The sequence below is a fragment of the Aerosakkonema funiforme FACHB-1375 genome, from assembly GCF_014696265.1.
In the GTDB taxonomy this organism is placed as follows: Bacteria; Cyanobacteriota; Cyanobacteriia; order Cyanobacteriales; family Aerosakkonemataceae; genus Aerosakkonema; species Aerosakkonema funiforme_A.
Genome location: NZ_JACJPW010000055.1, coordinates 30,979 through 53,996, shown reverse-complemented (window position 1 = coordinate 53,996; position 23,018 = coordinate 30,979). Strand labels below are relative to the sequence as shown.

Annotated in this window: 24 protein-coding genes; 10 read left to right on the top strand and 14 right to left on the bottom strand. The window is 44.0% G+C overall.

Translation table 11 applies throughout. The features are described from left to right. The first annotated feature begins 190 nt into the window (after positions 1-190). Positions 191-415 carry a ferredoxin-thioredoxin reductase variable chain gene (locus tag H6G03_RS20985; protein ID WP_190467849.1) on the top strand — a complete coding sequence of 75 codons (225 nt, stop codon included), beginning with the start codon at positions 191-193 and terminating at the stop codon, positions 413-415. On the opposite strand, the gene H6G03_RS20980 is transcribed toward H6G03_RS20985, so the two are convergent. From H6G03_RS20980 to H6G03_RS20950, 7 genes are all read right to left on the bottom strand, one after another. Next, positions 412-639, bottom strand: a complete 228-nt coding sequence (locus tag H6G03_RS20980) for a hypothetical protein (protein ID WP_190467831.1) — start codon at positions 637-639, stop codon at positions 412-414. The genes H6G03_RS20985 and H6G03_RS20980 overlap by 4 nt on opposite strands. A 165-nt stretch (positions 640-804) precedes the next feature. After that, on the bottom strand, positions 805-1,596 hold the full coding sequence (locus H6G03_RS20975; protein WP_190467828.1) for a YdcF family protein: 792 nt from the start codon (positions 1,594-1,596) through the stop codon (positions 805-807). Positions 1,597-1,671: 75 nt separating this feature from the next. Then, a complete protein-coding gene (locus tag H6G03_RS20970; protein ID WP_190467825.1) occupies positions 1,672-1,989 on the bottom strand; it encodes a hypothetical protein in 318 nt (105 codons plus the stop codon). 70 nt (positions 1,990-2,059) lie between these two features. Continuing rightward, positions 2,060-3,604, bottom strand: a complete 1,545-nt coding sequence (locus tag H6G03_RS20965) for a bifunctional aminoglycoside phosphotransferase/ATP-binding protein (RefSeq protein WP_190467846.1) — start codon at positions 3,602-3,604, stop codon at positions 2,060-2,062. A 202-nt stretch (positions 3,605-3,806) separates the two neighbouring features. Beyond that, positions 3,807-4,397, bottom strand: a complete 591-nt coding sequence (locus H6G03_RS20960) for a 50S ribosomal protein L25/general stress protein Ctc (protein ID WP_190467822.1) — start codon at positions 4,395-4,397, stop codon at positions 3,807-3,809. 66 nt (positions 4,398-4,463) lie between these two features. Continuing rightward, positions 4,464-5,798, bottom strand: a complete 1,335-nt coding sequence (locus tag H6G03_RS20955) for an adenylosuccinate synthase (protein ID WP_190467818.1) — start codon at positions 5,796-5,798, stop codon at positions 4,464-4,466. A gap of 157 nt (positions 5,799-5,955) precedes the next feature. Then, the gene (locus H6G03_RS20950) at positions 5,956-8,082 is read right to left on the bottom strand and encodes a sensor histidine kinase (RefSeq protein ID WP_190467815.1); all 2,127 of its coding nucleotides are present in this window, start codon (positions 8,080-8,082) and stop codon (positions 5,956-5,958) included. 111 nt (positions 8,083-8,193) lie between these two features. Between H6G03_RS20950 and H6G03_RS20945 the strand changes: the two genes are divergently transcribed. The 8 genes from H6G03_RS20945 (at position 8,194) to H6G03_RS20910 (ending at position 16,277) form a co-directional block, all read left to right on the top strand. Continuing rightward, entirely contained in the window at positions 8,194-9,255 is a 1,062-nt protein-coding gene (locus H6G03_RS20945) for a sulfonate ABC transporter substrate-binding protein (RefSeq protein WP_190467813.1), read from the top strand. 84 nt (positions 9,256-9,339) lie between these two features. Further along, complete coding sequence (locus H6G03_RS20940) at positions 9,340-9,495, top strand: hypothetical protein (protein WP_190467810.1); 156 nt, start codon at positions 9,340-9,342, stop codon at positions 9,493-9,495. A gap of 329 nt (positions 9,496-9,824) precedes the next feature. Beyond that, positions 9,825-10,193 (top strand): CU044_2847 family protein, encoded by a 369-nt coding sequence (locus H6G03_RS20935; RefSeq protein ID WP_190467805.1) that lies wholly within the window; start codon positions 9,825-9,827, stop codon positions 10,191-10,193. Next, on the top strand, positions 10,190-13,882 hold the full coding sequence (locus tag H6G03_RS20930; protein ID WP_190467802.1) for a HEAT repeat domain-containing protein: 3,693 nt from the start codon (positions 10,190-10,192) through the stop codon (positions 13,880-13,882). Before H6G03_RS20935 ends, H6G03_RS20930 begins: the two co-directional genes overlap by 4 nt. A 54-nt stretch (positions 13,883-13,936) precedes the next feature. Then, positions 13,937-14,494 carry a 1,2-dihydroxy-3-keto-5-methylthiopentene dioxygenase gene (locus H6G03_RS20925; RefSeq protein ID WP_190467800.1) on the top strand — a complete coding sequence of 186 codons (558 nt, stop codon included), beginning with the start codon at positions 13,937-13,939 and terminating at the stop codon, positions 14,492-14,494. 146 nt (positions 14,495-14,640) lie between these two features. Continuing rightward, positions 14,641-15,294 (top strand): HAD-IB family phosphatase, encoded by a 654-nt coding sequence (locus H6G03_RS20920; RefSeq protein ID WP_190467797.1) that lies wholly within the window; start codon positions 14,641-14,643, stop codon positions 15,292-15,294. Further along, entirely contained in the window at positions 15,291-15,953 is a 663-nt protein-coding gene (gene mtnB, locus H6G03_RS20915) for a methylthioribulose 1-phosphate dehydratase (RefSeq protein ID WP_190467794.1), read from the top strand. The genes H6G03_RS20920 and mtnB overlap by 4 nt, the downstream gene beginning before the upstream one ends. A 24-nt stretch (positions 15,954-15,977) precedes the next feature. Then, entirely contained in the window at positions 15,978-16,277 is a 300-nt protein-coding gene (locus H6G03_RS20910) for a putative quinol monooxygenase (RefSeq protein ID WP_190467791.1), read from the top strand. A gap of 56 nt (positions 16,278-16,333) precedes the next feature. Here the strand turns inward: H6G03_RS20910 and H6G03_RS20905 are convergent, their stop codons facing one another. The 6 genes from H6G03_RS20905 to H6G03_RS20880 all read right to left on the bottom strand — a co-directional run bounded on the left by H6G03_RS20905 (position 16,334) and on the right by H6G03_RS20880 (position 21,887). Further along, positions 16,334-17,338 carry an alpha/beta hydrolase gene (locus H6G03_RS20905; protein ID WP_190467788.1) on the bottom strand — a complete coding sequence of 335 codons (1,005 nt, stop codon included), beginning with the start codon at positions 17,336-17,338 and terminating at the stop codon, positions 16,334-16,336. Next, the gene (locus H6G03_RS20900; protein WP_190467784.1) at positions 17,331-18,128 is read right to left on the bottom strand and encodes a TspO/MBR family protein; all 798 of its coding nucleotides are present in this window, start codon (positions 18,126-18,128) and stop codon (positions 17,331-17,333) included. Before H6G03_RS20900 ends, H6G03_RS20905 begins: the two co-directional genes overlap by 8 nt. Before the next feature lie 49 nt (positions 18,129-18,177). Further along, positions 18,178-19,398, bottom strand: coding sequence for an RNA-guided endonuclease InsQ/TnpB family protein (locus tag H6G03_RS20895; protein WP_190467781.1), 1,221 nt, complete (start codon positions 19,396-19,398; stop codon positions 18,178-18,180). A 149-nt stretch (positions 19,399-19,547) separates the two neighbouring features. Further along, positions 19,548-20,189, bottom strand: coding sequence for a hypothetical protein (locus tag H6G03_RS20890; protein ID WP_190467779.1), 642 nt, complete (start codon positions 20,187-20,189; stop codon positions 19,548-19,550). Positions 20,190-20,263: 74 nt separating this feature from the next. After that, a complete protein-coding gene (locus H6G03_RS20885) occupies positions 20,264-21,010 on the bottom strand; it encodes an alpha/beta fold hydrolase (RefSeq protein WP_190467776.1) in 747 nt (248 codons plus the stop codon). Positions 21,011-21,044: 34 nt separating this feature from the next. Beyond that, a complete protein-coding gene (locus H6G03_RS20880; RefSeq protein WP_190467771.1) occupies positions 21,045-21,887 on the bottom strand; it encodes a beta/alpha barrel domain-containing protein in 843 nt (280 codons plus the stop codon). Positions 21,888-22,004: 117 nt separating this feature from the next. On the opposite strand from H6G03_RS20880, the gene H6G03_RS20875 reads away from it, so the two are divergent. Further along, positions 22,005-22,475 (top strand): DUF4262 domain-containing protein, encoded by a 471-nt coding sequence (locus tag H6G03_RS20875; RefSeq protein ID WP_190467769.1) that lies wholly within the window; start codon positions 22,005-22,007, stop codon positions 22,473-22,475. 103 nt (positions 22,476-22,578) lie between these two features. Here the strand turns inward: H6G03_RS20875 and H6G03_RS20870 are convergent, their stop codons facing one another. Next, on the bottom strand, positions 22,579-22,965 hold the full coding sequence (locus tag H6G03_RS20870; RefSeq protein ID WP_190467766.1) for a hypothetical protein: 387 nt from the start codon (positions 22,963-22,965) through the stop codon (positions 22,579-22,581). Positions 22,966-23,018: the final 53 nt, after the last annotated feature.

Genomic DNA, 23,018 nt, shown 5'->3' with positions numbered 1-23,018 from the left:
TCACTCCCCCACTCTCCCGCTCTCCCGCTCCCCCGCTCCCCCACTCCCCCACTCCCCCCTCTCCCACTCCCCCACTCCATCTCCCTAATGAAGAGAGAAATTAGTATAAGTTTTGGGACAGTTCTGTGCAAAGATAAAAAGGTTGTCTGGAAGCAACCTGAAGGTGCCCCAAAAGGAAACGCTAGAGTTTATGAAAGTTGGCGATCGCGTGCGCGTTAAAGAGTCTGTCGTTGTTTACCATCATCCCGAACATCGCAGTAAACCCTTTGATGTCAAGGGTTTGGAAGGAGAAGTTATGGCGATTATTCATGAGTGGCAAGGTAGACCTGTGAGCGCTAACCTTCCTGTCCTAGTTAAGTTTGACAAAAAATTTAAAGGTCACTTCCGCGAAAACGAGGTGGAGGTCATATCCTAGCGACGACCCCAACGAAACCAACCCAGGATGTTGACCTCTCTCTTCATCTTTTGCAACTCTTGTCGGTGTCGTTGTGCTGTCGTGTAGTACCACTGACAGTAACGCTCAAATTCTTCACGATACCGAACTTCTTGGTAAAACTCGCTGGTCGCTTGGTAGGCAGCAAAGATTTCATCGCCTGCCACCGGCGGCAGTGGGATAATTCGTCTTAATTCTTCTGACATGAGTCTGAGGGACTGAGGGCTAGAAAGTCAAAAGTCAAAAGTCAAAACACAAAAAGGGAAGAGGGGAAAAGCGTCGGGATATAAGAATTGCAAATTGAGATTGCAGATTTCAGATTAAACTTCAATCCAAAATCTAAAATCCAAAATCCAAAATCCTTGCATCCCCTAGAGCCAACCTCGGAGACGATAAATCCCTATACCAATGTATTCTTTGAGAGCGCGGGTTGTGTCTCCCAGTCTGGTGCTGTCCGGCAGGAGATTCAGCAGCGTGGCTTGCCAAGTGCTTTCCTCCTTGAGGTCTTCTTGTACAACGAGAAAGTCAGTCGGAGCTGGGATAGCTTCGATTCCCTGACGTTTGAAGATGGCGAGAGATCTCGGCATATGGAAAGCAGAGGTAACTAGGAGGACACGGGGTTCGATATTTTTAGCTGCCAAGATTTTGCGGACATTCACGGCATTTTCGTGGGTGTTGAGGGATGTGGGATCTTGTAAAATAGCTGACTTGGGAACGCCCATTGTCTCTGCAATTTCTGCCATATCTTGGGATTCTGGTGGCCCGCCGTTTTTCCAATCGATGCGACCGCCGCTGAGAATCAGGATCGGCGCTTTACCCTCTCGATATAACTTAGCACCGTAGAGGATGCGATCGCCTTCTTGAGCTACTTCTACCCAAGGTCGGGGCGGCTTTTTCGGCAGAATACCACCTCCCAAAACGACGATCGCAGGTGCTGACGGCAGTTCGACCGTTGGGATATACTGTCCTTCGAGCGATCGTACTAATCCACGAGCTACCCAGGTATTGCTTGCCAACAGCAACACGAAGAGTGCGAGAAATATCGGTACGCCTGCCCATTTTGGCCGTTTCCACAACATCACCAAAGCGACGATTATCAGTCCGCAGGCTAGCCCTAACGGGTAGATGAAAATAGGGAGTAGCTTCGATAAAAATAGGAACATCTGCAATTACGGGATTTGAGATTTCAGATTTGAGATTTCAGATTTGAGATTGAAATTACATTTGTCATTTTAAATTTACAGTCTGGAACTTCTGCGTGGGTTTTTCCAAAAGAACCAGCTAGGACGAGGTTGGTGGCGCTTGTTGATTTTTTTGCGCCTTAAATTAGTCTTAGTTGGCTTAGGGTTTCCTTCTTTTGCAGATTCCGGAGTCGTTTGCTGGGGAAGGCTGGGCGTTTCTGTGTTTTTCCACCCAGCCGCTATCCAGCCAGCAGATAGTCCACCCAGGATTGCCAAAAGGAAACTTAAAGCTGGTGACTGTCCGAGCAACAAAAAACCCAAAAAAAAGAACAAAGCTGCTTTCAGTCCTGTGGAAATGCCCTCAGAGATAATCATCGGTCATTGCTCATTAGTGTTTCTGCTGGCAATTTATCGCATCAAGAAAAATTGAGCAATGAACAATGAGCTATTGACTGATTAGGGAATTCAATTGTGATTCTAAGTCTTGGGTGGTGTCTAATGTTTTGACAAAAGCTTGTTCGGCGTCTGTGAATGCTTCGCTAGCGGCTAGTTGACTGCTGAGCAGGTTAGCGGTAGCGTCAGAAACATCGCCGGTACGGGATGAGAGGCGATCGCGCAATACTTCCTCTGGTGCTGTACAGTATAAAATTTGCAGAGGCAGATTGTGCGCTTGGGCCCGCTCGATCGCCTCTTTCCGCAACGCCACGCGGTCGTACTTGGCATCTAAAATTACGGTAAAGCCTTGGCTTGCCAGCATAATTCCCAGTTCCAACAGACGCCCGTAAGTTTTGTGAGTCATTTCTGAAGTGTACAACTCATCGCCGCCGCGATCGCGCAACGGTACACCAGCCAAATGTTTCCGCACTGCATCGGAACGAAGGTGAATTGCGCCTATTTTGCGAGCCAACTGTCGCGCCACCGTACTTTTCCCAGATCCGGATACACCGGACGTTAAAATTAATTTACCTTGGCGCGGTTTTGTGTATTCCCACGCCATTTTATAGTAGTGAGATGCTGTTTCTAGAGCTTTTTCTTTCTCATCAGTGGGAATACCCGGATCGTCCAACAAAAATGAAGTTACTTTCGCTCGCACATAAGCTTGACGGCTTAGGTACAAAGGCAAAACTTGCAAACCTTCCCAATCGCCAGTTTCTTCCACATAGGTGTTCAAAAAGGCATTACCGAAGTCGGGACGTTGCCTTGCTTCCAAATCCATCACGGCAAACGCGACATCGTACATTACATCGACAAAGCGGAAAGGTTCGTTAAATTCAATACAGTCAAATAGCAGAATTTTGTCATTCCACAAACAGATATTTCTTAGGTGTAAATCGCCGTGACATTCGCGAATAAAATTATTTTGAATCCGACTGGCAAATAGTTCTAATCGAGATGCAAAGAAAGTATCTGTAAAGTGTTTGGTTTCCTCATACTGAGACTGAGTTTGCGGCCCGCCGATATATTTGGCAGTTTGGTCGTAATTTTCGTCGATCGCTTGTCGAATTCGATCGACTTCTCCAAAGGTGCGAATGTACTCATTCGTTGGCGTTTGGGCGTGGAAATCTGCCACAATTCGTCCCAAATCTGCCATAGTTTCCTCAGCTAATTTACCAGCTTCAAATAAACTGAGGAATAAAGTATCTTGCGGAAATTGGCGCATTTTCAGCGTATATTCTACCGCTTCGCCAGCACCGCCGAGTTGAAAGCGATCGCCTGCCTCAGTGATAGGCAAAACTTCCAGATAAATTTCGGGTGCGCCCCGCTTATTCATCCGAAACTCTTCATTACAAAAATGTTGTCTTAGTTCTAAAGTAGAAAAGTTCAAAAAGCCAAAATTAACTGGTTTTTTGAGTTTGTAGGCATAGTCGCCCGTAAGCAATACATAAGAAACGTGCGTTTGAATTAGCTTAATTGGTTCTGTGACCGGATGAGGATAAAATTCCGGCTGCAACATTTGCTGAATGAGAGGAGGGAGAGTAGTTTCGGTCATGATAATTGATAATTGCTGAAAAGGTAAATTGTCAATCAAAACAAATGACAAATAGACTTCTCTAGAAAAGAATCTAAAAAGCAGGCAGGATGCCTACTCTACAAGAATTTTTGGAGATGTCTAATGACAAATTTTAATAAAAAACCAGGGACGAAACCCTGGTTCGGTCAGAAATAAACTGATAGCATCAGTTGAGCGAGGCTCATACAGCTGCTGCTTCTGCACCTTCCGCACCACCCTGCTGCGCGAGTACAGAGACAATTACTTCATTTGTTTCTACAACGGCAACGACGCCTGGGGGTAAAGTTAACTCGTTGATGTGAATTGCATCGCCAATATCCAAATTGGCGACATCAACCTCAATTTTTTCTGGGATGCTTTCGGGCAAACATTTGACTTGCAGTGATGATATCGCAGTGTCTAACATCCCGCCTCTTAGCTTGACACCTTTTGGTTCGCCGACAAAATGGAGCGGCACTTTCACTTCAATGTTACCGTGAGCGGCGACAGAAAAGAAGCTGACGTGGTAGATATGTCCTTTAGCGGGATGAGATTGCACTTCCCGCAGGATAGTTTGACCGCTCCAAGGTAGGTCGGTAACGTTCAGATTAATCAGGGTGTTGTTGATGGAGGCTTTTTTGAGCAGTTGCTCAACGGTTTTGGCGTTTACTGTCAAAGAAACTGATTCAGCACCGTTGTGACCGTATAAAACGGCAGGAATTTGACCGTTGCGACGCAGAGAGTTGGGTTTGCTTTGTTCTGGCCGCTTTTGACATTCAACTGTGAGTTCCATGTTCGGATTTGCGATTTGAGATTTTGGATGGCAAGACTTTCGATTGTAGCAATTAGCGATCGAATTTCAGACAGCCACAGGTGTGCCGTCAGCGTGCAAAAGGGCTCGTTTGGGCCCGTGGATGGGGTCTTCCACAATAATTGTTTGGTCGCGGCTGGCTCCCAGAGATACGATCGCAATGGGGACTTCCATCAATTCGGCGAGGTATTTGAGATACTCCAGCGCTTGTTTGGGTAAGTCTTCCAATTGCCGACAATCAGCTGTGGATTGTTTCCAACCCGGTAAGGTTTTGTAGATGGGTTTGCAATTAGCAAAGATGCGGGAACTGGTGGGAAAGTCTTCACAGCGTTGACCGTCGATTTCGTAGGCAACGCAGACTTTGATTTCGTCTAACTCGTCGAGTACGTCGAGTTTGGTGATGGCGAGACAGTCCATTCCGTTGATGCGGACGGCGTAGCGACCGATGACGGCATCAAACCAACCGCAACGGCGTTTGCGTCCGGTGGTGGTGCCAAATTCCGCACCGCGATCGCATAAAAATTCTCCCACATCGCCGTCTACTTCGGTGGGAAATGGCCCTTCTCCCACTCGTGTGGTGTATGCTTTGGCGACGCCGATGACGCGATCGATCATGGTCGGGCCTACACCTGTGCCCACGCAAGCTCCACCGGCCACCGGGTTGGAGGAAGTCACATAGGGATACGTGCCGTGATCCAAATCCAGCAGGGTTCCTTGTGCCCCTTCAAACAGAATATTGCGCCGCCGCTTAATGGCATCGTAGATTTTTAAGGAGCTATCGACTACGTGAGGTCGCAAACGCTCTGCATACTGCAAATAATGCTCGATTACCTCTTCTGGGTCGAGGGCCGGCAAGTCGTAAAGCTTTTCTAGGATGACGTTTTTGTAGTTAATTGTCCAGTGCAGCTGTTTGCGGAGGGCATTTGGTTCCATTAAATCCAAGATACGGATGCCGGTACGCTCGGATTTGTCGGCATAGGTCGGGCCGATACCGCGACCTGTGGTGCCGATTTTGTGGTTTCCGCGCCTCTCTTCCGATGCCCGGTCAATCATGCGGTGGTATGGCATGGTGACGTGGGCGCTTTGGGAAATCAGCAGGTTGCGCGTTGAGATACCCAGCTTTTCTAGCTGGTCGAGTTCTTCAATCAGTACCTGGGGGTCGATGACGGTGCCGCAACCGATGATGCACTCGGTATCGGGATATAGAATACCAGAGGGAATCAGGTGCAGCTTGAAGGTCTGCCCTTGCACCACAACGGTGTGTCCGGCATTGACACCCCCTTGGTAACGTACAACTACATCTGCTGATTTACTCAGTAAATCGGTTATTTTTCCTTTTCCTTCATCGCCCCACTGGGCACCTATCACTATTACGTTAGCCAAGGGTTTATTAAAAGTGGTAAAGTTTCACAAACTCTTATTATTATCAGATCCCCATACTCTTGTCAAGTAGGTAGTCGATCGAACTGCGGTAAGTCAAAAGTCACTCATTCAAAAGTTTTTTGAGCGTCAGACATTCAACTACTTTCGATCTGGTGGGTTACTGCTGCCGTGCTGCACTAGCCTGATTGGCGCTCTGTTTGATGGGGATATCAATCCAAAACTCTGTCCCTTCACCGGGTTGGGACAAACAGTTCAAATTTCCGCCGTGTTTATCCACAACAATTTGATAGCAGATGGATAATCCTAAACCTGTGCCTTGACCGACTGGTTTAGTGGTAAAAAATGGGTCGAATATTTTAGATTTTACATCATCGGTTATCCCAGAGCCGTTATCTTTTATACAAATCGTTACCCAATCGCGATCGATAACTTCGGTACGGATGGTAATCTGACTGGGACTGTTTTTTATTTCCTCTGGCGAGCGCTTTTTGTCTTTTTCTTGCAGAGCGTCGATCGCATTACTGATAATATTCATAAATACCTGATTCAATTGCCCGGAATAGCACTCGATATCTGGCAAATCACCGTACTCTTTCATAACTTCAATTCCCGGAGATCCCGGTTTACTTTTTAAGCGACTTTGTAAAATTAACAGCGTACTCTCAATGCCTTCTTCAATTTTCACTTGTTTCATTTCCGCTTCGTCCAGCCGAGAGAAATTTCGCAACGTTAAAACGATATTGCGGATGCGATCGGTTCCCACTCTCATGGAAGATAGCAATTTCGGTAAATCCTCAATTATATATTGTATATCCGCTGTTTCCACGTATTCTTGAATCTCTGGATCGGGATGTGGATAAAACTTTTGATAAAGCTGGAAAAGCTCTATTAATGTTTCGCTGTATTCATTTATATGAAAAAGATTACCGTGAATGAAATTGACGGGATTGTTGATTTCGTGAGCTACACCTGCCACTAATTGTCCCAAACTAGACATCTTTTCAGTTTGCAGTAGTTGAGTTTGCGTTTGTTTGAGGTTATAGAGCGCTTCGTGAAGTTCTTTTTCTGCTAGTTTGCGTTCGATAATTTCCCGTTCTAAGGCTTGGTTTGCTTCGCTCAACTCTCCGGTGCGATCGGCTACTTTTTGTTCCAAATCGCGATAAAAATCAGCCAGTTGATCGGCCATTTTGTTAAAGGTATTAGCCAAGACTCCCAATTCATTGCGGGCGGTAATATCCACTCTGATATCGAGATTTCCGGCACTAATTTTAGAAGCGACATCTGTCAGGCGTTCCAGGGGTAAAACAACCGACCTTGAGAAAGCGAACCCCAAACTAACTACAACCACAGTTACGAGAAAAAGAGATCCGCCCATAACGATTGCCATTCTACGAACCGGAGCGTAAACTTCAGCAGTTGGCAATTCTACTACCACAGTCCATTGCACTCGACGTACCAAGGTAGCAGATCCCAAAACTTCTTTGCCCTTCAATCCCCGGTAAATTAAAAATTGTTCGATATCTGCTGCTGATGAGGATAGTTTTGATATATTCTGGATAAAAGGACGTTGGGAAAGGTTTTCTATTTTAAAGGTATTGGGTGTACTTCCCTTTTTAGCAATGAGATTAAAGCGGTCATCAAGAACATAAACGTAACCACTTTTATCTACATTAATTTGAGACATAACCAGAGATAAAAAGTTAAGATTTATCCGAGCGAATAATACTCCATCAACATGATTTTTCCAATTTCGGATCGGAACGGCTATCCAAGTTACTGGTAAGTTTGTTTTGGGGTCAATTTCTACGCGATCCAGATAATTTTCTCCTTCCTTAAACGTTTGCGAGAATAGGGGAGATTTAGCAACCTTGACCAAAACGGGATCGGATGGAGATATTGGTTTGTATGGGGACATAGCTTGGACAACTTTGCCTTGATTGTTGATAATACCAACGATTTCGTAGGCACTGTTGCTATTAACAAGTCCTTCCAGTAGACTGGCTAAAGTTTGGTCAGAAAACTCTGTCAATCCACGCAATCCCGCTAGGTAATTTAATTGACGCTGTAAGTCATTCAGATAAGTACCGATTTCGCTGGCGGTGGAGTGCGATCGCTCTTGCTGTAGCAGTCTTGACTGTTCCACCTCGCTGAGGAAGCTAAGATAGATTAACGCGCCTCCCGTTATTGCTAAACTGGCGATCGCAATTGATACAAGACCGTACCGCAATTGGTTGGCGATCGAAAAGATCCGTTCTCGAAAATCCTTCCTATTTGGACTATCCATAAATAGTCTCGGCTCCCTTATCTTAGTTTATAGGTTAAAACATCCAGTTAACGTCGATGGCCCATTGAACTGCTGTTAACAGTTAAATGCCCTAGATATTTGTGAAACTATATGTTATTTAAGCTACAGAAACTCTTACTGCCAGATCTTTTAAAGTCTATTTCGGATTGCTTTAAACTTCGTTTAACTACAATATTTCTATTACTGTTTGCTGGTAGTTTGGCCTTAAGTTTAGCTTTGGGAAGTTGTAATTCCAGTACGAATAGCAATTCTAGTGCCGCTTCTTCAGACGATGGGATTGGGAAAGTAACAGTAGTGCGAATCGGTCATCAACCGCACGGCGCACCGATTCTGCTCAAAGCCAGAGGTACTTTAGAAAAACGCTTGGCATCGATGGGTCTTTCCGTACAGTGGGTGGAATTTCCCGCTGGGCCACCGATTATGGCAGCGATGGCAGAAGGAAAAGTTGATATGGGGATGGCTGGAGAAGTGCCTCCTTTGTTTGCACAAGCAAGCGGTGTACCTCTGGTGTATGTTGCCAACGAGCAACCCGTTCCCACAATGATGGGTATTTTGGTACGAAACAATTCGCCAATTAAAACGTTAGCTGACCTTAAAGGTAAAAAAATAACTGCTACAAAAGCATCAGCAGGTCACTATCTACTCATACAGGCTCTCTTGCGAACAGGCTTGACACTTGAGGACGTACAAGCAGTTTATCTGCCTCCACCAGAAGGACAGGAAGCTTTCCGGCGGGGAGAAGTAGATGTTTGGGTAGGTTGGAACCCGTTTTTGGCAATTTTAGAAGACAGTATGCCAGTTCGGTTACTGGCGAATGGTGAGGGGTTGACGAAAAATACAAACTTTTATTTTTCCACTCGCTCTTTTGCTAGTAGCAGCTACGATATTGTCAAAATTGTCATAGAAGAAATGCGACAGGTAGGAATTTGGGCTACCAATAATCCGTCAGAAGCGGCGAAAATTATTGCTGCAAAAAACAATATGAAATTAGCAACAGCGCTGAAAATGACAAAGATGAATTATTACGGGGCGCAACCGATTCAAGATCGAGCGATCGAAGAACAACAAAGAATTGCAGATACTTTTTTCCGGTTAGGTTTGTTGCCCAAACAAATTCGCGTTGAAGATGTTGTATGGAAGGGGAGGTCTTAGAATTAGGGTCACACGCTGACACCTTCTCGTTTAGCATTTCGATATAACTGGATATAGCCGCTCTCAAAAGGTTTACAAGAAGGCTTGCAACAAGGTTTAGAACAAGGAGAACGCCGAGGTAAGTTAAAAACAGTACCGATATTACTGGCAACAGGGTTAACTGTAAATAAGATTGCTGAGGTGTTAGGTTTGTCTGTGGAGGAAGTGCGACAAGCAGCGCAACAGGAATCTTCTAATTAAGTTGGAAAATTTGCCCTTTTGGGGTTGGTTTGTGAATGCGATCGCACTTTACGGATACTGAGGCGATCGCATTTTTATATGCTATACAAAAAAGAAGCGATCGCATTTAACAATTCCTCACAAAAATCTGCGTCGTATCTAATCAACCGCCTGCGAATTGATTCGCAGGCTAATAGCAAAAGTCGGATAAATCCGACTGGATATATATGTTATTTCTTCAGTCCACTTCAGTGGACTTTCGCTATGAGCCTGGGGTTTGAACCCCAGGCGGGCTTGACATTACCCAACTTAAATGTATTAATATATACATTAAAATATTAAATAAACCTATGAAACTAACCGAAATCCTTGGCCCAGATGGAGAAAAAATTTATATCCAATACGATGAAGAGGAAAGCGACGAACTGCAAGCGGTTGGCTATATTGATGATATTAAACAAAGAACAGAAAGATTTAAAACCGCGATGGCTAGCACCGTGCGGGGTTACTCCAAACTGGTGCTAGATACCATCCAAAATAATATGGCAGACTTGGAAAAACCCAGCAAAGTAACTTTGGAATTTGGCATCCAGGCGGGTGGGGAAACTGGCGTACCTTTTGTGACGAAAGGAACGGCGCAGGCGAATGTTAAAGTAACAGTAGAGTGGGATTTTACGAAAGCGCAAACAGCCGCACCTAACCAGCCACCTGCACCATGAGCGACTACAATCTTGATATGCTCAGAGAATCGATGGTGAAAATCCTTGGTTCTGATGGGCAGACTGTTTCCGGTTCTGGGTTTATAATTCGTTCTGATGGTTATCTCGTTACTTGTCATCATGTTATCTATCAGTTAGGGTTGCTGAAGGTAGAGTATCGCGGACAAGTTTACGAGGCGGAATGGTGCGAAGAATTTTCTCATCCAGATGTTGATATTGCGATACTAAAAATAGATGTTGCGGATGCGAAAGCGGTGGCGATTATTAATCCTCAACATCTATTGACATCGGTAACGGTTTATGGTTTTCCGCCGAAACAAAAGAAGTTTTTTCCCGAAGGGATTGATGTCTTTGCCAAAAATATCCGTCCCAGTGCGCCTGTTAATACGATTAATACCTATCTTTCTCGCGAAATTACTGCTAATAATGCTTGGAATAAGTTACCGCAGGAAAAGTCTACTTTTAAGTCTCACAGAATAAATGAGAAAGTCGAGGCGGGAACTAGCGGCGGGGCTGTTTTTGCACAAGAATTGGGCGGTGTGGTGGGGGTGATTCAGTGCAGTAAAAGCGATGAAAGTTATGTGATTCGCTGGGATAATATTACTGAGATTTTGGAGCGATTGGGATTAGAACCGCAGAAGAATGCGGTTGCTAATTTTTTAGCTGAGATTGAGCAGCAATATAAGTTTATTCGGTTGTTTCACACGGCGCAAGAGATTGTTTTGCAAAACCAATATATTCCGATTCAGGTGACGCTGGAACGGAAATATCGCCATGATGTAGAAAGTTTTTGGGGATATTTGGAATCGGAGGCGGAAGCTAAACGCGCTTATGCTTTTAAAGGGTTTGATGAATCGCGACAAGTTGAAGTTGATTGGGAAAAGGCGAGAAAGGAACATCAAAAAATTATGGTTCTCGCTGACCCTGGTATGGGAAAATCTACTTTATTGAAAATGGAGGCGCTGACTACTGCGAAAGCGGAGAGGGAGAAGCTTTTCGGAAATCTGGGAAATATCGATGAGGCGATTTTTCCGCTGGTGATTCGGTTATCTGATTTGGCGGAAACAAAGGCAGAAATTTTTGATGCGATTCCTCGGATTATTCAACGAGATTATCCCAAAACTGCGGGATTAATTGACGAGATATTAAAGGAAAAGTTAGCGAATGGCAAATGTCTGCTGCTTTTGGATGCTTTGGATGAAGTGCCGAAAGCGCAGCGAAATCGGTTGGCGGAAAAGCTGAACCGATTTACTCGGAATTATCCTTGTCGGATTATTTGCACTTCTCGGATTGTCGGTTATGGTGGCGCTTTTGTCGAGGGTGCGAAAGAGGTTGAAATTGTTCCGTTTAGCCAAAAGCAAACGGAAAAGTATATTCAAACTTGGTTTAATAATGCGGCGGGATATATTAATCAAGATTTATGCAGTGGAGGACAAAAACCCGGTTTCTCAGTCAACGAAAATCAACTAAACTCACAGGTTAGTCAAGAAACCGGGTTTTTTAGCGCTATTAATAATGATGCGGTTTCGGCTGAGGGATTGATTGGGGAACTGGGGAATAAACCGCAAATTCAGGGATTGGCGCAAAATCCCCTGCTGTTATCTTTGCTTTGCAGTCTTTATCAAGAAAAAGAATTACACCTTCCCGCACGACGCAGCCAAGTTTATCAACAAGCTGTGGATTATATGCTGAAGAAATGGCGGGGTGAGAATAAAAGACAGTTGTGCGAAGATGGTTGGGTGATTGCCAAAATCGGATTGTTGCAAGATATCGCTTATCATTTTAGCTGCGATGGGAAGGAGATTTTTTCATTGCAGGAACTATCGGAGAGAATTGATATTTTTCTGCGTGAGAGTCAGAAAAGAGATTTCCGGGATGTGAAGACGGCTGAGTTAATTAAGGAACTGGCGGAAGAAGATGGCATTTTGCAAAAACTGGACAGGGATGGAGATAAGTATCTGTTTCTGCACCGGACTTTTCAGGAGTATTTTGCGGCTTCCTATTTGCTGGGAAAGAGGATTGATTTAGCGAAAGCACATTTTTGGGAATATGACTGGCATGAAACTTTGAGTTTGCTGGCGGGATTGATGAAAAAACCCGTGCCTTTGGTGGAAGCGATTATGGGTGAGAAGGATGATATTTTTGGTAGCTTGTTGTTATTGGCGGGTAAATGTATCGCTGAATGTAAAGATAGTGAGCATCCTTTGTTTGTAGAGATAATCGATAGAATTTATAGGTTTTGGGAATGTTATCCTGATGCTGATTTTATCGAGTCGGCTGTTTTGGCTTTAGGTAAAGCTAATTCAGTAATATGTCGAAAGTTGCAAGAGGCTCTTAATTACAATGGAAACCGCGATGTTAGAAGCAAAGCGGCACAGGCTTTGGGGCAGATTGACAATCCTCAAGCGGTAGCGGCGTTAATTTCCGCTCTCCACGATGAAAACTGGGGTGTCAGATGGAAGGCGGCAGAGGCTTTGGGGAACATTGGCAATCCCCAAGCGGTAGCGGCGTTAATTGAAGCTCTCGACGATGAAAATATGTATGTCATAAGCAATGCGGCAGAGGCTTTGGGGAAGATTGGCCATCCCCAAGCGGTAGCGGCGTTAATTGAAGCTTTCCGCAATGAAAAAAAGAATGCTTTTGTCATAAACTTCGCGGCAACGGCTTTGGGGAAGATTGGCCATCCCCAAGCGGTAGCGGCGTTAATTCAAGCTCTCTATGATGAAGATAGCTATGTCGGACACGTCGCGACACGGGTTTTGGGGAACATTGGCTATCCTCAAGCGGTAGCGGCGTTAATTGAAGCTTTCCACGATGAAGATAGCTATGTCGGACACATCGCGGCACGGGTTTTGGGGAACATTAGCTATCCCCAAGCGGTAGCGGCATTAATTGAAGCTTTCCACGATGAAGATAGTTTTGTCAGAAGGTACGCAGCACGGGCTTTGGGGAACATTGGTAATTCGCAAGCGGTAGCGGCATTAATTGAAGCTCTTCACGATGAAGATAACCATGTCGTAAGCTACGCGGCACGGGCTTTGGGGAACATTGGTAATTCGCAAGCGGTAGCGGCATTAATTGAAGCTTTCCACGATGAAGATAGTTTTGTCAGAAGGTACGCAGCACGGGCTTTGGGGAACATTGGTAATTCGCAAGCGGTAGCGGCATTAATTGAAGCTCTTCACGATGAAGATAACCATGTCGTAAGCTACGCAGCAGAGGCTTTGGGGAACATTGGTAATCCCCAAGCGGTAGCGGCGTTAATTGAAGCTCTTCACGATGAAGATATCTCTGTCAGAGGCAACGCGGCAGAGGCTTTGGGGAACATTGGTAATTCCCAAGCGGTAGCGGCATTAATTGAAGCTTTCCACGATGAAGATAGCTATGTCAGAATGTACGCGGCAGAGGCTTTGGGAAAGATTGGCACTTCAGAAATATTGGAAAAGCTGATTAAATTCCCTCACATAAATATCTATCGCTATGACATATTTCCCATCGCTAGAAAGCTAGCAGTTCGATTCAGCAAGGAAAGACGGGATTTGATTCCTGTTTATCCAGAAAAAGTCAGATACTCACCAATCTGGGTAAAAGTCCACCGTCTCTTCAGAATCATCGCTCAACGTATCCGTCGCATCCAGCGTAATATTTCTACCCGACTAACTAAGCGTCGTCCTCATCCTGTTCGGTAAAATAACACTGATAACCATTGCACAAACCCCTTTGCTATATACGGAAGATAACCAATGGCAATACTGCAACTAGAAAACGGCACTACTTACACGCAATTAAACGATATTGCGCCAATTCTCGCACCTTTAAACATCCAGATCGATCGCTGGGAAGTGGGAGATAACCCTAATTTGCATCATCTCCTATCCCAAGATAGCCTCAGCGATGAGGAAAAAGAACGGGTACTCACTGCTTTGGATGGCTATTTTGCACAACTCAAACAAAATTACGGCTATCAATCTCGCGATTTGCTGGTAATCCATCCAGCTATCCCAAATCTAAATACTATGATGGGAAAATTTGCGACTATCCACACTCACGCAGATGATGAAGTGCGCTATGTAATTGATGGTGAAGGAGTTTTTGGTTTTGTGTTACCGGATGGAAGTCAAGTAGAATTAACGGTGCAAAAGGAAGAGTATATTAATGTACCAGCAGGAACGGAACATTGGTTTCATTTAACTTCATCGCGGCGGATTAAAGCGGTACGTTATTTTATTTCTACTGAAGGTTGGGTTCCTCAATATACTGGTAGAGAATTGCGTTTTGGGCAGGAGGTTGGTGTTGGATGAAAAACCTCTCCCCCTACCCCTAAAAGAGCCAGGAGAGGGGTGTTAGAGTTGAATGGCGTTAAGTTAAGCCAAAATTGTGGCCCAGATCCCCGACTTCTTCAAGAAGTCGGGGATCTCAAAACAGGATCTCAAAACAGGAGTGAAAATTGAAAACAATTGTTTTTTGTGATTTTGATGGTACTATCACGGTTAAAGAAACTTTTGAGGCAATTTTAAAGCAGTTTGCACCGGAGGTTTCGGCGCAATTGATGCCAGAAATGTATGCCAGAAGGTTAACTTTGCGGGAAGGGGTGCGGCAAATTCTGGAATCAATTCCGTCGGCGCGTTATGGGGATATCATCGAATTTACTAGGGGTCAACCAATTCGCGATGGATTGATAGAATTACTCGATTTTCTGGAGTTCCAAGGCATACCTTTGGTGGTGGTTTCGGGTGGGTTGCGCGGAATGGTAGAAGTTGTGCTTGGGGATTTAGTAAATCGGGTGTATAATATCCATGCTGTCGATTTAGATACCAGTGGTGAATATCTAAAGGTGATATCTAAATATGAGGGCGAAACGGAATTAATTGCTAAGGTGCAGGTGATTGAAGAATATGGGGTGGAAAATGCGATCGCAATTGGTGACTCCCTCACCGATCTTAACATGGCACTGCACGCACCTGTTGTTTTTGCACGCGATCGCCTAGCCAAATATCTCGACGAACATCAAAAATCTTATATCCCTTGGCATGATTTTTTTGATGTCCAGAATTACTTAGCAAAATTGTGGAAATTCAACTCAAAATCTAACATCGAATGAGGATCGATCGCCAAGTGCTATCTACTAATAATAGTCTAAAATTAGATCCGCGTTCCGATCTAATTGCGGCTGCAACTCAATTCTACAAACAAGGTTGGATGGTAGGGACGGCGGGGAATCTTTCGGCGCGTTTACCTGATGGCAGTTTTTGGATTACTGCGAGTGGAAAATCGAAAGGCGAATTGCAAATCAGCGATTTTATTCGGGTGGGAAATGATGGTAAAATATTGGAGCGATCGCACTCCGATTTAAAACCCTCTGCGGAAACGGAAATTCATCAAGTTATCTATCAGTTATTCCTAGAAGCAGAAGCTTGTTACCACGTTCACTCCATTGAAGCAAATTTAGTATCTAGATTTGTAGAAGGTGATAATTTACCTTTGCCACCTTTGGAAATGTTAAAAGGATTGGGAATCAAAGCTGAAAATCCCAGTTGCTTTATACCGATTTTTGCCAATCATTTAGATGTCGGAAAAATTGCGACGGAAATTTGCGATCGCTTTTACATCTACCCTCCTCAAATACCAGCATTACTGCTCAGAGATCACGGCGTCACCGTTTGGGCAAATTCTACGGAAACTGCTCGTAACTATATAGAGCTAGTAGAATATATTTTCCGTTATATGGTGGTAGCTTGTCAAGTTAATATTCAATATTAGCAAACTAATTAGTGAGGTAATCTCATGGCTAACCAAACTATTCGCGTTGTCGCTCGTCTCGTTGCTTTACCGGAAAAAGTCGATGAGCTTAAATCTGTTTTGCTAGGAATAATAGAACCAACCCGAAAGGAAGCGGGTTGTATTAAATATGAATTACTCCAAAACAATGCCGATCCCGCAGATTTTACATTTGTAGAAGAGTGGGAATCCGATGCTTTACTAGATACACATCTAGGTTCCGAACATATCCAAAAAGCGATCGAAAAATTGGATGGATTAGTTGCGGTTACACCGGATATTCGCCGATATAGCCTTTTGGCATAAGTGAGCGAATTGCGTCGAATCAAAGGACAAAGTTTTGCCTTAGTAACTATTCGCAATTAGCACTGCAAATCGATGAGCGCTTGTTTGTCGATCGCTTCCATCATCAGGCGCAAATATGGGGAAACTTGGCGATCGACATTTAATTTTTCTACCGCAGTCTCAAAACTTTCACCTTTGAGCATGAATTGAGCTATTTTATCCAATTCACCCCAGGTTAATTCACTTTCTACGTAGGCTTTAGAAATGGTAATCAGCAAATCTAGGTAGTTGTTTCCTTCCGCTTCGGTCATCATTGTATGGGGAATATTTAAGTCTTTATCAAAGCAGTAATACCAGGATTTCGGCTGATATTTTACTACTGCTTTAAATAAATCCTGATGTTCGTGAAGGTTAACGGCTTTATCGTCTTCGCTGGAAATAATTAACATCGGACTAGCAGGAGTATTTTCCACGCGATCGAGTATTTCTTGTCCCAGATGTAAAAATAACGCCAAAGCAGGAACGAGAAAGCCATCATAACCATGACTTCCGGGATTATCTTTATTCAACCATTCATAATAAAAAGGTAGAATGGCCACAAACCAATTTATAATTCTCAAGTGGCTACCAAGATAAGCAGCAAAAAGTAAAGTTTTGCTAATCTCTTGGGGACGTTCGAGTGCTAACCAAGCCGCTAAAGTAGCGCCACTAGATTCGCCGCCAATTATTACTTCTTTTCCTAATTGTTTGGTTACCTGCAACCATTCGAGCGCAAATATTTGATAAACTTCCGCATCGTCTGGTAAAGGAGGTGGATTATTAATGTTCCAATTTCCCGCGATTCCGTGACCTGGTTGCAAAGGAACTAATACATTATAACCCAATTGAAAAAAAGCTTTTCCCAACGGTTCAAACTGATAAGGTGCAGCAGTAAAACCGTGGAAAAATAAGAAAACTTTTTCTGTGGGATGCGGGTGGAAAAAGAATCGCGATCGACACTCTTCATTTTTCAAAGGTAGAGCATCTTCGCGAATTTTAGCTTCTTCGATAATCGTTTTTGTTATAATTGAGTAATCAGTCATTGTTAGTCCGAATAGACGATCGTTTCAGCACACCCACCAAAACCAATAATCCCAAAGCTAATGCCAATATCCCTGCTATCAGAGCGATCGCAAGTTGATTAGCTTGACGCACGGCAATTGCTACCAACGCCCAAACGATGACAAGGGGGAAGGCAAAATCATCTCGTGTCACCTTAATTGTAGCTGCGATCGCACCCGCCACAACCATGACGATCGCTGTCCAGATTTGCGGGCTAATTCCCCCGCCATTCCAACCTAAACTATATAGTGCGATCGCCACATTGACAATTGTCGCGACGCTAATCCAACCTAAATAAATGCTCAAGGGAACTTGCACTAACCATTTCTGAGTTCTCGACACCCTTCTTTTCGCAATTCCTAATTCCAAGTATATCCCAATCAGGGGCAATAAAATTGCCAACATCGCCAATAAAGAACGGGCAAATAATTCGTACTCAAAAACGAACACCCAGACAATCTGCGCCAAACTTGCCATTACTAAAAAATAACCGATGCGCCGCAGATAAGGGTCTTGCCTTTGCGCGGGTAGAAATTGATAGATGGCAAAACTAATTAAACCTAGATAAATTAATCCCCAAATCGCAAAAGCATAATTAGCGGGAATAATGAGGACGTTCTTGAACAGGATATTGGAAATTTCACCAATAGTGCGTCCGTTAGGCGGAAAGAGATTGCTATATATATTGATGCCGAAGGCAGCCACAATAGCAATTAAGTTGGCCCATTGTCTCATGCGATCGGAGTTCGAGCGATTTGTGTAAGCTGTCATACAGAATCGATCTCCTCTTAACCTTTTATAGAGTTTGACACTCCCCACCCTAAAGGGATAGGGATTCTTGTATCACCGAGCAACCTTGCCTAAGCACTGTTTCCAGGTTTAGGTAGAGAGTCGTCTCTCCACAAGCGTTGATTTCCGTATGCCCTACGGTATTTGAAATATATCCCATCAATTTTAATGCCTTCAATAGAATATTAATCGCGGCATTTTCATCTCTGTCTAATACAGTTCCACACTTACAAATGTGTGTTCTTATCGACAGGGATTTCTTTACTTTATCGCCGCAATTAGAACATTCTTGGCTCGTGTAATGAGATGCAACGGGAACCGCAACCTTGCCAAACTTAATGGCAAAATATTTCAACCATTCCCGAAACAAAAACCACCCGGCATCATTAATTGATTTAGCTAAACGATGATTCTTCACCATGTTCCGCACCTTCAAGTCTTCAAACGCCACGAAATCATTATATTTCATTACGCACCTTGCTAACTTCACCGCAAAGTCTTTACGCTGACGAGACACTTTTAGGTGCTTTCTTCCCAAACGGTTAATAGCTTTTCTTCTATTGTTGGAACCCTTAACCTTTTTGTCAACTCGACGTTGCAATCGCTTTAATGCCTTCTCTGACTTTCTGAGATGCCTGGAATTATCTACTTTTTCACCATTGCTGTCAGTATAGAAATAGGTTAATCCCATATCAATACCGATACATTTACCTGTTGGCTTAACTTCTTCATTGGCTAAGTCACTGGCAATGCAAAACTGACAATAAAAACCATCGGCACGCTTAATTAATCTGACTCTTTGAATTTGCTCTAATTGATAGAAGTGCAAATCGTGAGTTCCGATTAGTTTAAGCGTGCCGATTTTGTTCTTGTCGGTGAAGGCGATCTTTTTTCTATCCTCAGAAAGTGACCATCCGGATTTCTTGTACTCTACCGAACGTTGGTTCTTTTTGAAGCGAGGGAATCCCTTCTTACCGGGAATTTTTTTCTTGCAGTTCTCGAAAAATTTGGCGATCGCACTCCAGCAACGTTCGGCAGAAGCTTGTCTGGCTGTCGAGTTGAGTTTATTTGCAAATGGGAATTCCTTGGCTAGTTTGGCAGTATATTTATTGAGGTCGTAGCCATTAACGCCTTTGTTGTCCATCCAATATCTCAGGCATTTATTCCTGATGAATTGGGAAGTGCGAATGCCTGACTCGATTGCCGCATACTGCTCTGGCTTTCCCTGGCATTTAAACTCGAATACAAACATGGTTTATCGACCTCATTACCATATATTTATGATAGCTTTAACTCCACAAATATATGGCACGATGTCAAAACCCTTAATATTACGTTATGAAAGAAAAGCCGTCCTAGAAGGACGGGGTTTTTCACCCATTTCTCTGATAAAACGGTAAGCTATTCCTTACGTCCTGGGGGAAAATTTTCTTTCCCAGGTACGCTTTCAATTGCTACCAGCGCCGCACGGGAAGCCGCCAAAATATCGCGTTCTGCACCACCCAAGTAAACTCGTCCGAAACTGCCGATCGGATGAACATCTAATATATTAATCAGAGCCGCTTTCTCTGCTTCGTTCGCCGCCAGTGGTGCGTAAGCGGCTGGCTCAACTTCTAACACATAAAGCGTTTGTCCAGTCAAAATCATCTGTCCCCGCCGACCGCGATTGATCAGTTGTGTTTGGTAAGAATCAATATTGCGGATAATTTGGCTGGAAATCACTCGCGGTTTGATACACTCTTCTCTGCGGACTCCGATCGTCTCCAATATCGCTCTACCAGCAGCCCGCGTCTCGCCTTGCACGCTAGAATGAATCTCCAGAAGACCGTAAAGCCTTTCCACAGCTAGCACCGCCGGACGTACAGAGGCAGATTTCAACGCGACATCGGTAATCCGGTTAATTTCTATACCAGGCGAGATCTCAATCCACAGGGACGCATCCCCCGGTAATGGCAAAAACCCTTGAGACACCGTGCCCAAGTAAGCGGCGTATTGAGGCTGCAAGCTGTCCAGAAATACGTAACTGCGGAGTTCTATACCCAAGATTTTTATCCCCGTGCTTCAGTGCAAAATGAATAGGGTGCAACATCTGAGTATAAATCGATCGGCTACCAGTTTTAGGTAGGATTAGTTAATACGGAGGCAAGCTGAGCAGGACGAGACAAATGCGGGCAATGTCCTCCCGGCAGTTCTATCGCATCAACTCCCAATCGCTTACGTGCAGCGTAGCGCGACCATGCCGGAGAAATTATCCGGTCATCCCTACAAACAATATATTTATAATCTACATTTGGTAAAGAATTCAGCGGATTGACATCATAAATATATGCCATCGATCGCTGCGATCGTCCTTTTGAGAGCGCCCAGCGCATGACATCCGGTTCGCAATCGTGATAGAAAAGTTCTATCAATACTGCTTCATCTGAAAAATCTTTACCAACAGAAACTGGATTAAATAGATCGGGTTCATCATTGAATTGTGCGAGTTTACTTTGCTCTTTCGGTTCGTAATTTAACGCTCTGAGACTATCGGGATCGAGATTGTGGGAAAATTGGTCAATTGTACTGAATCCCGGACATGGAATAAGCGCACTAAGAAATACCAATTGACGCACTTGACGCGCTTCTGCAACAAGGGGAATAACAGTACCAGCCATTGAGTGACCGACCAGGACAAGATCGTCATCAGTTTTTGGCAGCGCTTGAATTACTACATCTGCAAATTGCGATAAACTTGCCGATGCGTCTTCAATTGGCAAATCCATTGCTACTGTTTTGTGACCTTGCGCTTCTAAGTAAGGAATTAACAAATCCCAAGACCAAGCGCCTTGGAAGGCTCCGTGAACTAGGCAAAAAAGACTCATAGGTAGGGGTTAGGGGTTAGGGGCTAGGGGTTAGCTATTTTTCCTTTTCTATTCCGGTGATTTGGGCGACTAATTCTGAGGCGATGCTAATTAAAGATGTGTCTATTTCAATTTGAAATTCTCCATCATTTAAAACACCCTGCACAATTTTTTCTAAATCCGCATTACCTTTTCTCGCTCCCAAACCGTTAATCGCACATTCAATTTGTCTGACTCCACAGGTTAAAGCGGTAAGGGAATTTTCTACCGCCATACCCAGATCGTCATGACAGTGAACTGAGACGATCGCATCGTTAATATGAATAACTTTGTTAAATATATTTTCCAGAAACTGGGCAAATTGTTCGGGTAACATCAAACCCAAACTGTCGGGGATGCTAATAGTTGTGGCTCCACTGTTTATCGCCACTTCAATTGATTTACACAAAAAATCCAGTTCGCTTCTAGTGGCATCAAAAGCGCTCCATTCTACATCATCGCAGTAATTACGCGCCAAGGAAATACTATCTTTGATGACTGCCAAGACTTCCGCTTCACTTTGTCTAGATTGATTGCTCAGGTTAACATTAGTGTAAGTGTGAATTCTGGCTTTTGCTGCTGGTGCAAGCGCTTGGGCAACCGTTATGATTTCCTCTCTATCTGAGCTTGCCAATCCGCAAATCGTCGATGTTTTAATTACTTTCGATATCTCGAATATTTCCTCAAAATCTTTTTCATACCTGCCAGGATAACCGACTTCGATCGCATCTACGCCCATTTGCTCTAACAGTTGAGCGATGCCAATTTTTTCCTGAAGGTTCATTTTTACACCAGGCGTAAGCTCTCCGTCACGCATGGTGGTATCGAAGATTACGATCTTGTTATTTGTCGCTAACATATAGCGTAGGCGAAAGTAAAAATATTATTATACACCAAAGCTTCTTCTTCCCCTAACCCCTAACCCCTAGCCCCCAGTTATACTTAAGAGTGCATCTTTAAACAAGGGTGGTTAAAAATGAAAGAGCGTAAAATAAACGATCCAGTAAAAAAGAAAATTGTTGAAGATGTGCAACGAGTTGGTTGGCACGTTATGGCGGTAGGGGCAGATCCGGATAACATGAAACCGGGTTTTGCTTATTCGATCGGCTTATGGCAATCGTTCCAACATCCGGAAATTATTATGTTTGGATTGCCATATCAAACGATGGGTCACATTATTAACGATATCGGCAGTTATGTGAAAGGTGGCAAACTTATAGTGACGGGTCAACCTTACTCAGATTTTATCCAAAACTACTCGATTATTTTTGAAAGCGTGGCATCAGCTTGGTGTGTTGAGTACTTGCGTTTTGCTATCTGGTTTTACGGTGAAGAAGATACCTTTTCTGCTTTACAATGTTTCTGGCCTGACAAAGCAGGCAAATTTCCTTGGGATGCCGATTTTAATGACAAATTAATTAGCTATCAACCATTGTTGTGCGGCTAAGTAAACAGAAAGAGGAAGAAATCGCTTTGGCTTAGGAAGGGCGATCGCAGCGTACTTTCTTCCTCTCTATATATAAGACTGACAAAATTAAGTCAAGTCGTCACTAAATTTTGACATCGCTAATCGTTTTGCAAGGAGCTGGGCGAGCAACAGTGCGACGAGCGCGAACCGGCTTTTTCGGGGTGCTTCTTACTGTGCTTGTTGGGCTTGTTGAGCTAGCCGAGATGTTTGCTGACTGACTGGAATTTTGATTGACCGAGTTGCCCTTACCGGTAACATTAGCTTCTTGGGTGTTGGTTTGAACAACCGCGTTATCGCCACCACTGCGGTTTTGGCAGCAAGGCTCGGAAGTAGGGGTCGCGAATGCAGCAAGGGGAAGCATCCCCAGGGTGGTAGCGGTCAAAATACCCACTATATAGGATTTTTTCAGCATTTTTCCAAAGTTTGCGACAGTATTAATCGAGCTGGTGATGGAGTTGGTGGTGGTCATGTCAGTTTCTCTCTGTATAAATTTGCTGTTGGTGAAGGTAGTTGAAATTTACT

Bases quoted from the DNA above. Each gene is read 5' to 3' on its own strand.
- H6G03_RS20985 (WP_190467849.1), top strand. From the start codon at position 191: ATGAAAGTTGGCGATCGCGTGCGCGTTAAAGAGTCTGTCGTTGTTTAC.
- H6G03_RS20980 (WP_190467831.1), bottom strand. From the start codon at position 639: ATGTCAGAAGAATTAAGACGAATTATCCCACTGCCGCCGGTGGCAGGC.
- H6G03_RS20975 (WP_190467828.1), bottom strand. From the start codon at position 1,596: ATGTTCCTATTTTTATCGAAGCTACTCCCTATTTTCATCTACCCGTTA.
- H6G03_RS20970 (WP_190467825.1), bottom strand. From the start codon at position 1,989: ATGATTATCTCTGAGGGCATTTCCACAGGACTGAAAGCAGCTTTGTTC.
- H6G03_RS20965 (WP_190467846.1), bottom strand. From the start codon at position 3,604: ATGACCGAAACTACTCTCCCTCCTCTCATTCAGCAAATGTTGCAGCCG.
- H6G03_RS20960 (WP_190467822.1), bottom strand. From the start codon at position 4,397: ATGGAACTCACAGTTGAATGTCAAAAGCGGCCAGAACAAAGCAAACCC.
- H6G03_RS20950 (WP_190467815.1), bottom strand. From the start codon at position 8,082: ATGGATAGTCCAAATAGGAAGGATTTTCGAGAACGGATCTTTTCGATC.
- H6G03_RS20945 (WP_190467813.1), top strand. From the start codon at position 8,194: ATGTTATTTAAGCTACAGAAACTCTTACTGCCAGATCTTTTAAAGTCT.
- H6G03_RS20935 (WP_190467805.1), top strand. From the start codon at position 9,825: ATGAAACTAACCGAAATCCTTGGCCCAGATGGAGAAAAAATTTATATC.
- H6G03_RS20930 (WP_190467802.1), top strand. From the start codon at position 10,190: ATGAGCGACTACAATCTTGATATGCTCAGAGAATCGATGGTGAAAATC.
- H6G03_RS20925 (WP_190467800.1), top strand. From the start codon at position 13,937: ATGGCAATACTGCAACTAGAAAACGGCACTACTTACACGCAATTAAAC.
- mtnB (WP_190467794.1), top strand. From the start codon at position 15,291: ATGAGGATCGATCGCCAAGTGCTATCTACTAATAATAGTCTAAAATTA.
- H6G03_RS20910 (WP_190467791.1), top strand. From the start codon at position 15,978: ATGGCTAACCAAACTATTCGCGTTGTCGCTCGTCTCGTTGCTTTACCG.
- H6G03_RS20905 (WP_190467788.1), bottom strand. From the start codon at position 17,338: ATGACTGATTACTCAATTATAACAAAAACGATTATCGAAGAAGCTAAA.
- H6G03_RS20900 (WP_190467784.1), bottom strand. From the start codon at position 18,128: ATGACAGCTTACACAAATCGCTCGAACTCCGATCGCATGAGACAATGG.
- H6G03_RS20895 (WP_190467781.1), bottom strand. From the start codon at position 19,398: ATGTTTGTATTCGAGTTTAAATGCCAGGGAAAGCCAGAGCAGTATGCG.
- H6G03_RS20885 (WP_190467776.1), bottom strand. From the start codon at position 21,010: ATGAGTCTTTTTTGCCTAGTTCACGGAGCCTTCCAAGGCGCTTGGTCT.
- H6G03_RS20880 (WP_190467771.1), bottom strand. From the start codon at position 21,887: ATGTTAGCGACAAATAACAAGATCGTAATCTTCGATACCACCATGCGT.
- H6G03_RS20875 (WP_190467769.1), top strand. From the start codon at position 22,005: ATGAAAGAGCGTAAAATAAACGATCCAGTAAAAAAGAAAATTGTTGAA.
- H6G03_RS20870 (WP_190467766.1), bottom strand. From the start codon at position 22,965: ATGACCACCACCAACTCCATCACCAGCTCGATTAATACTGTCGCAAAC.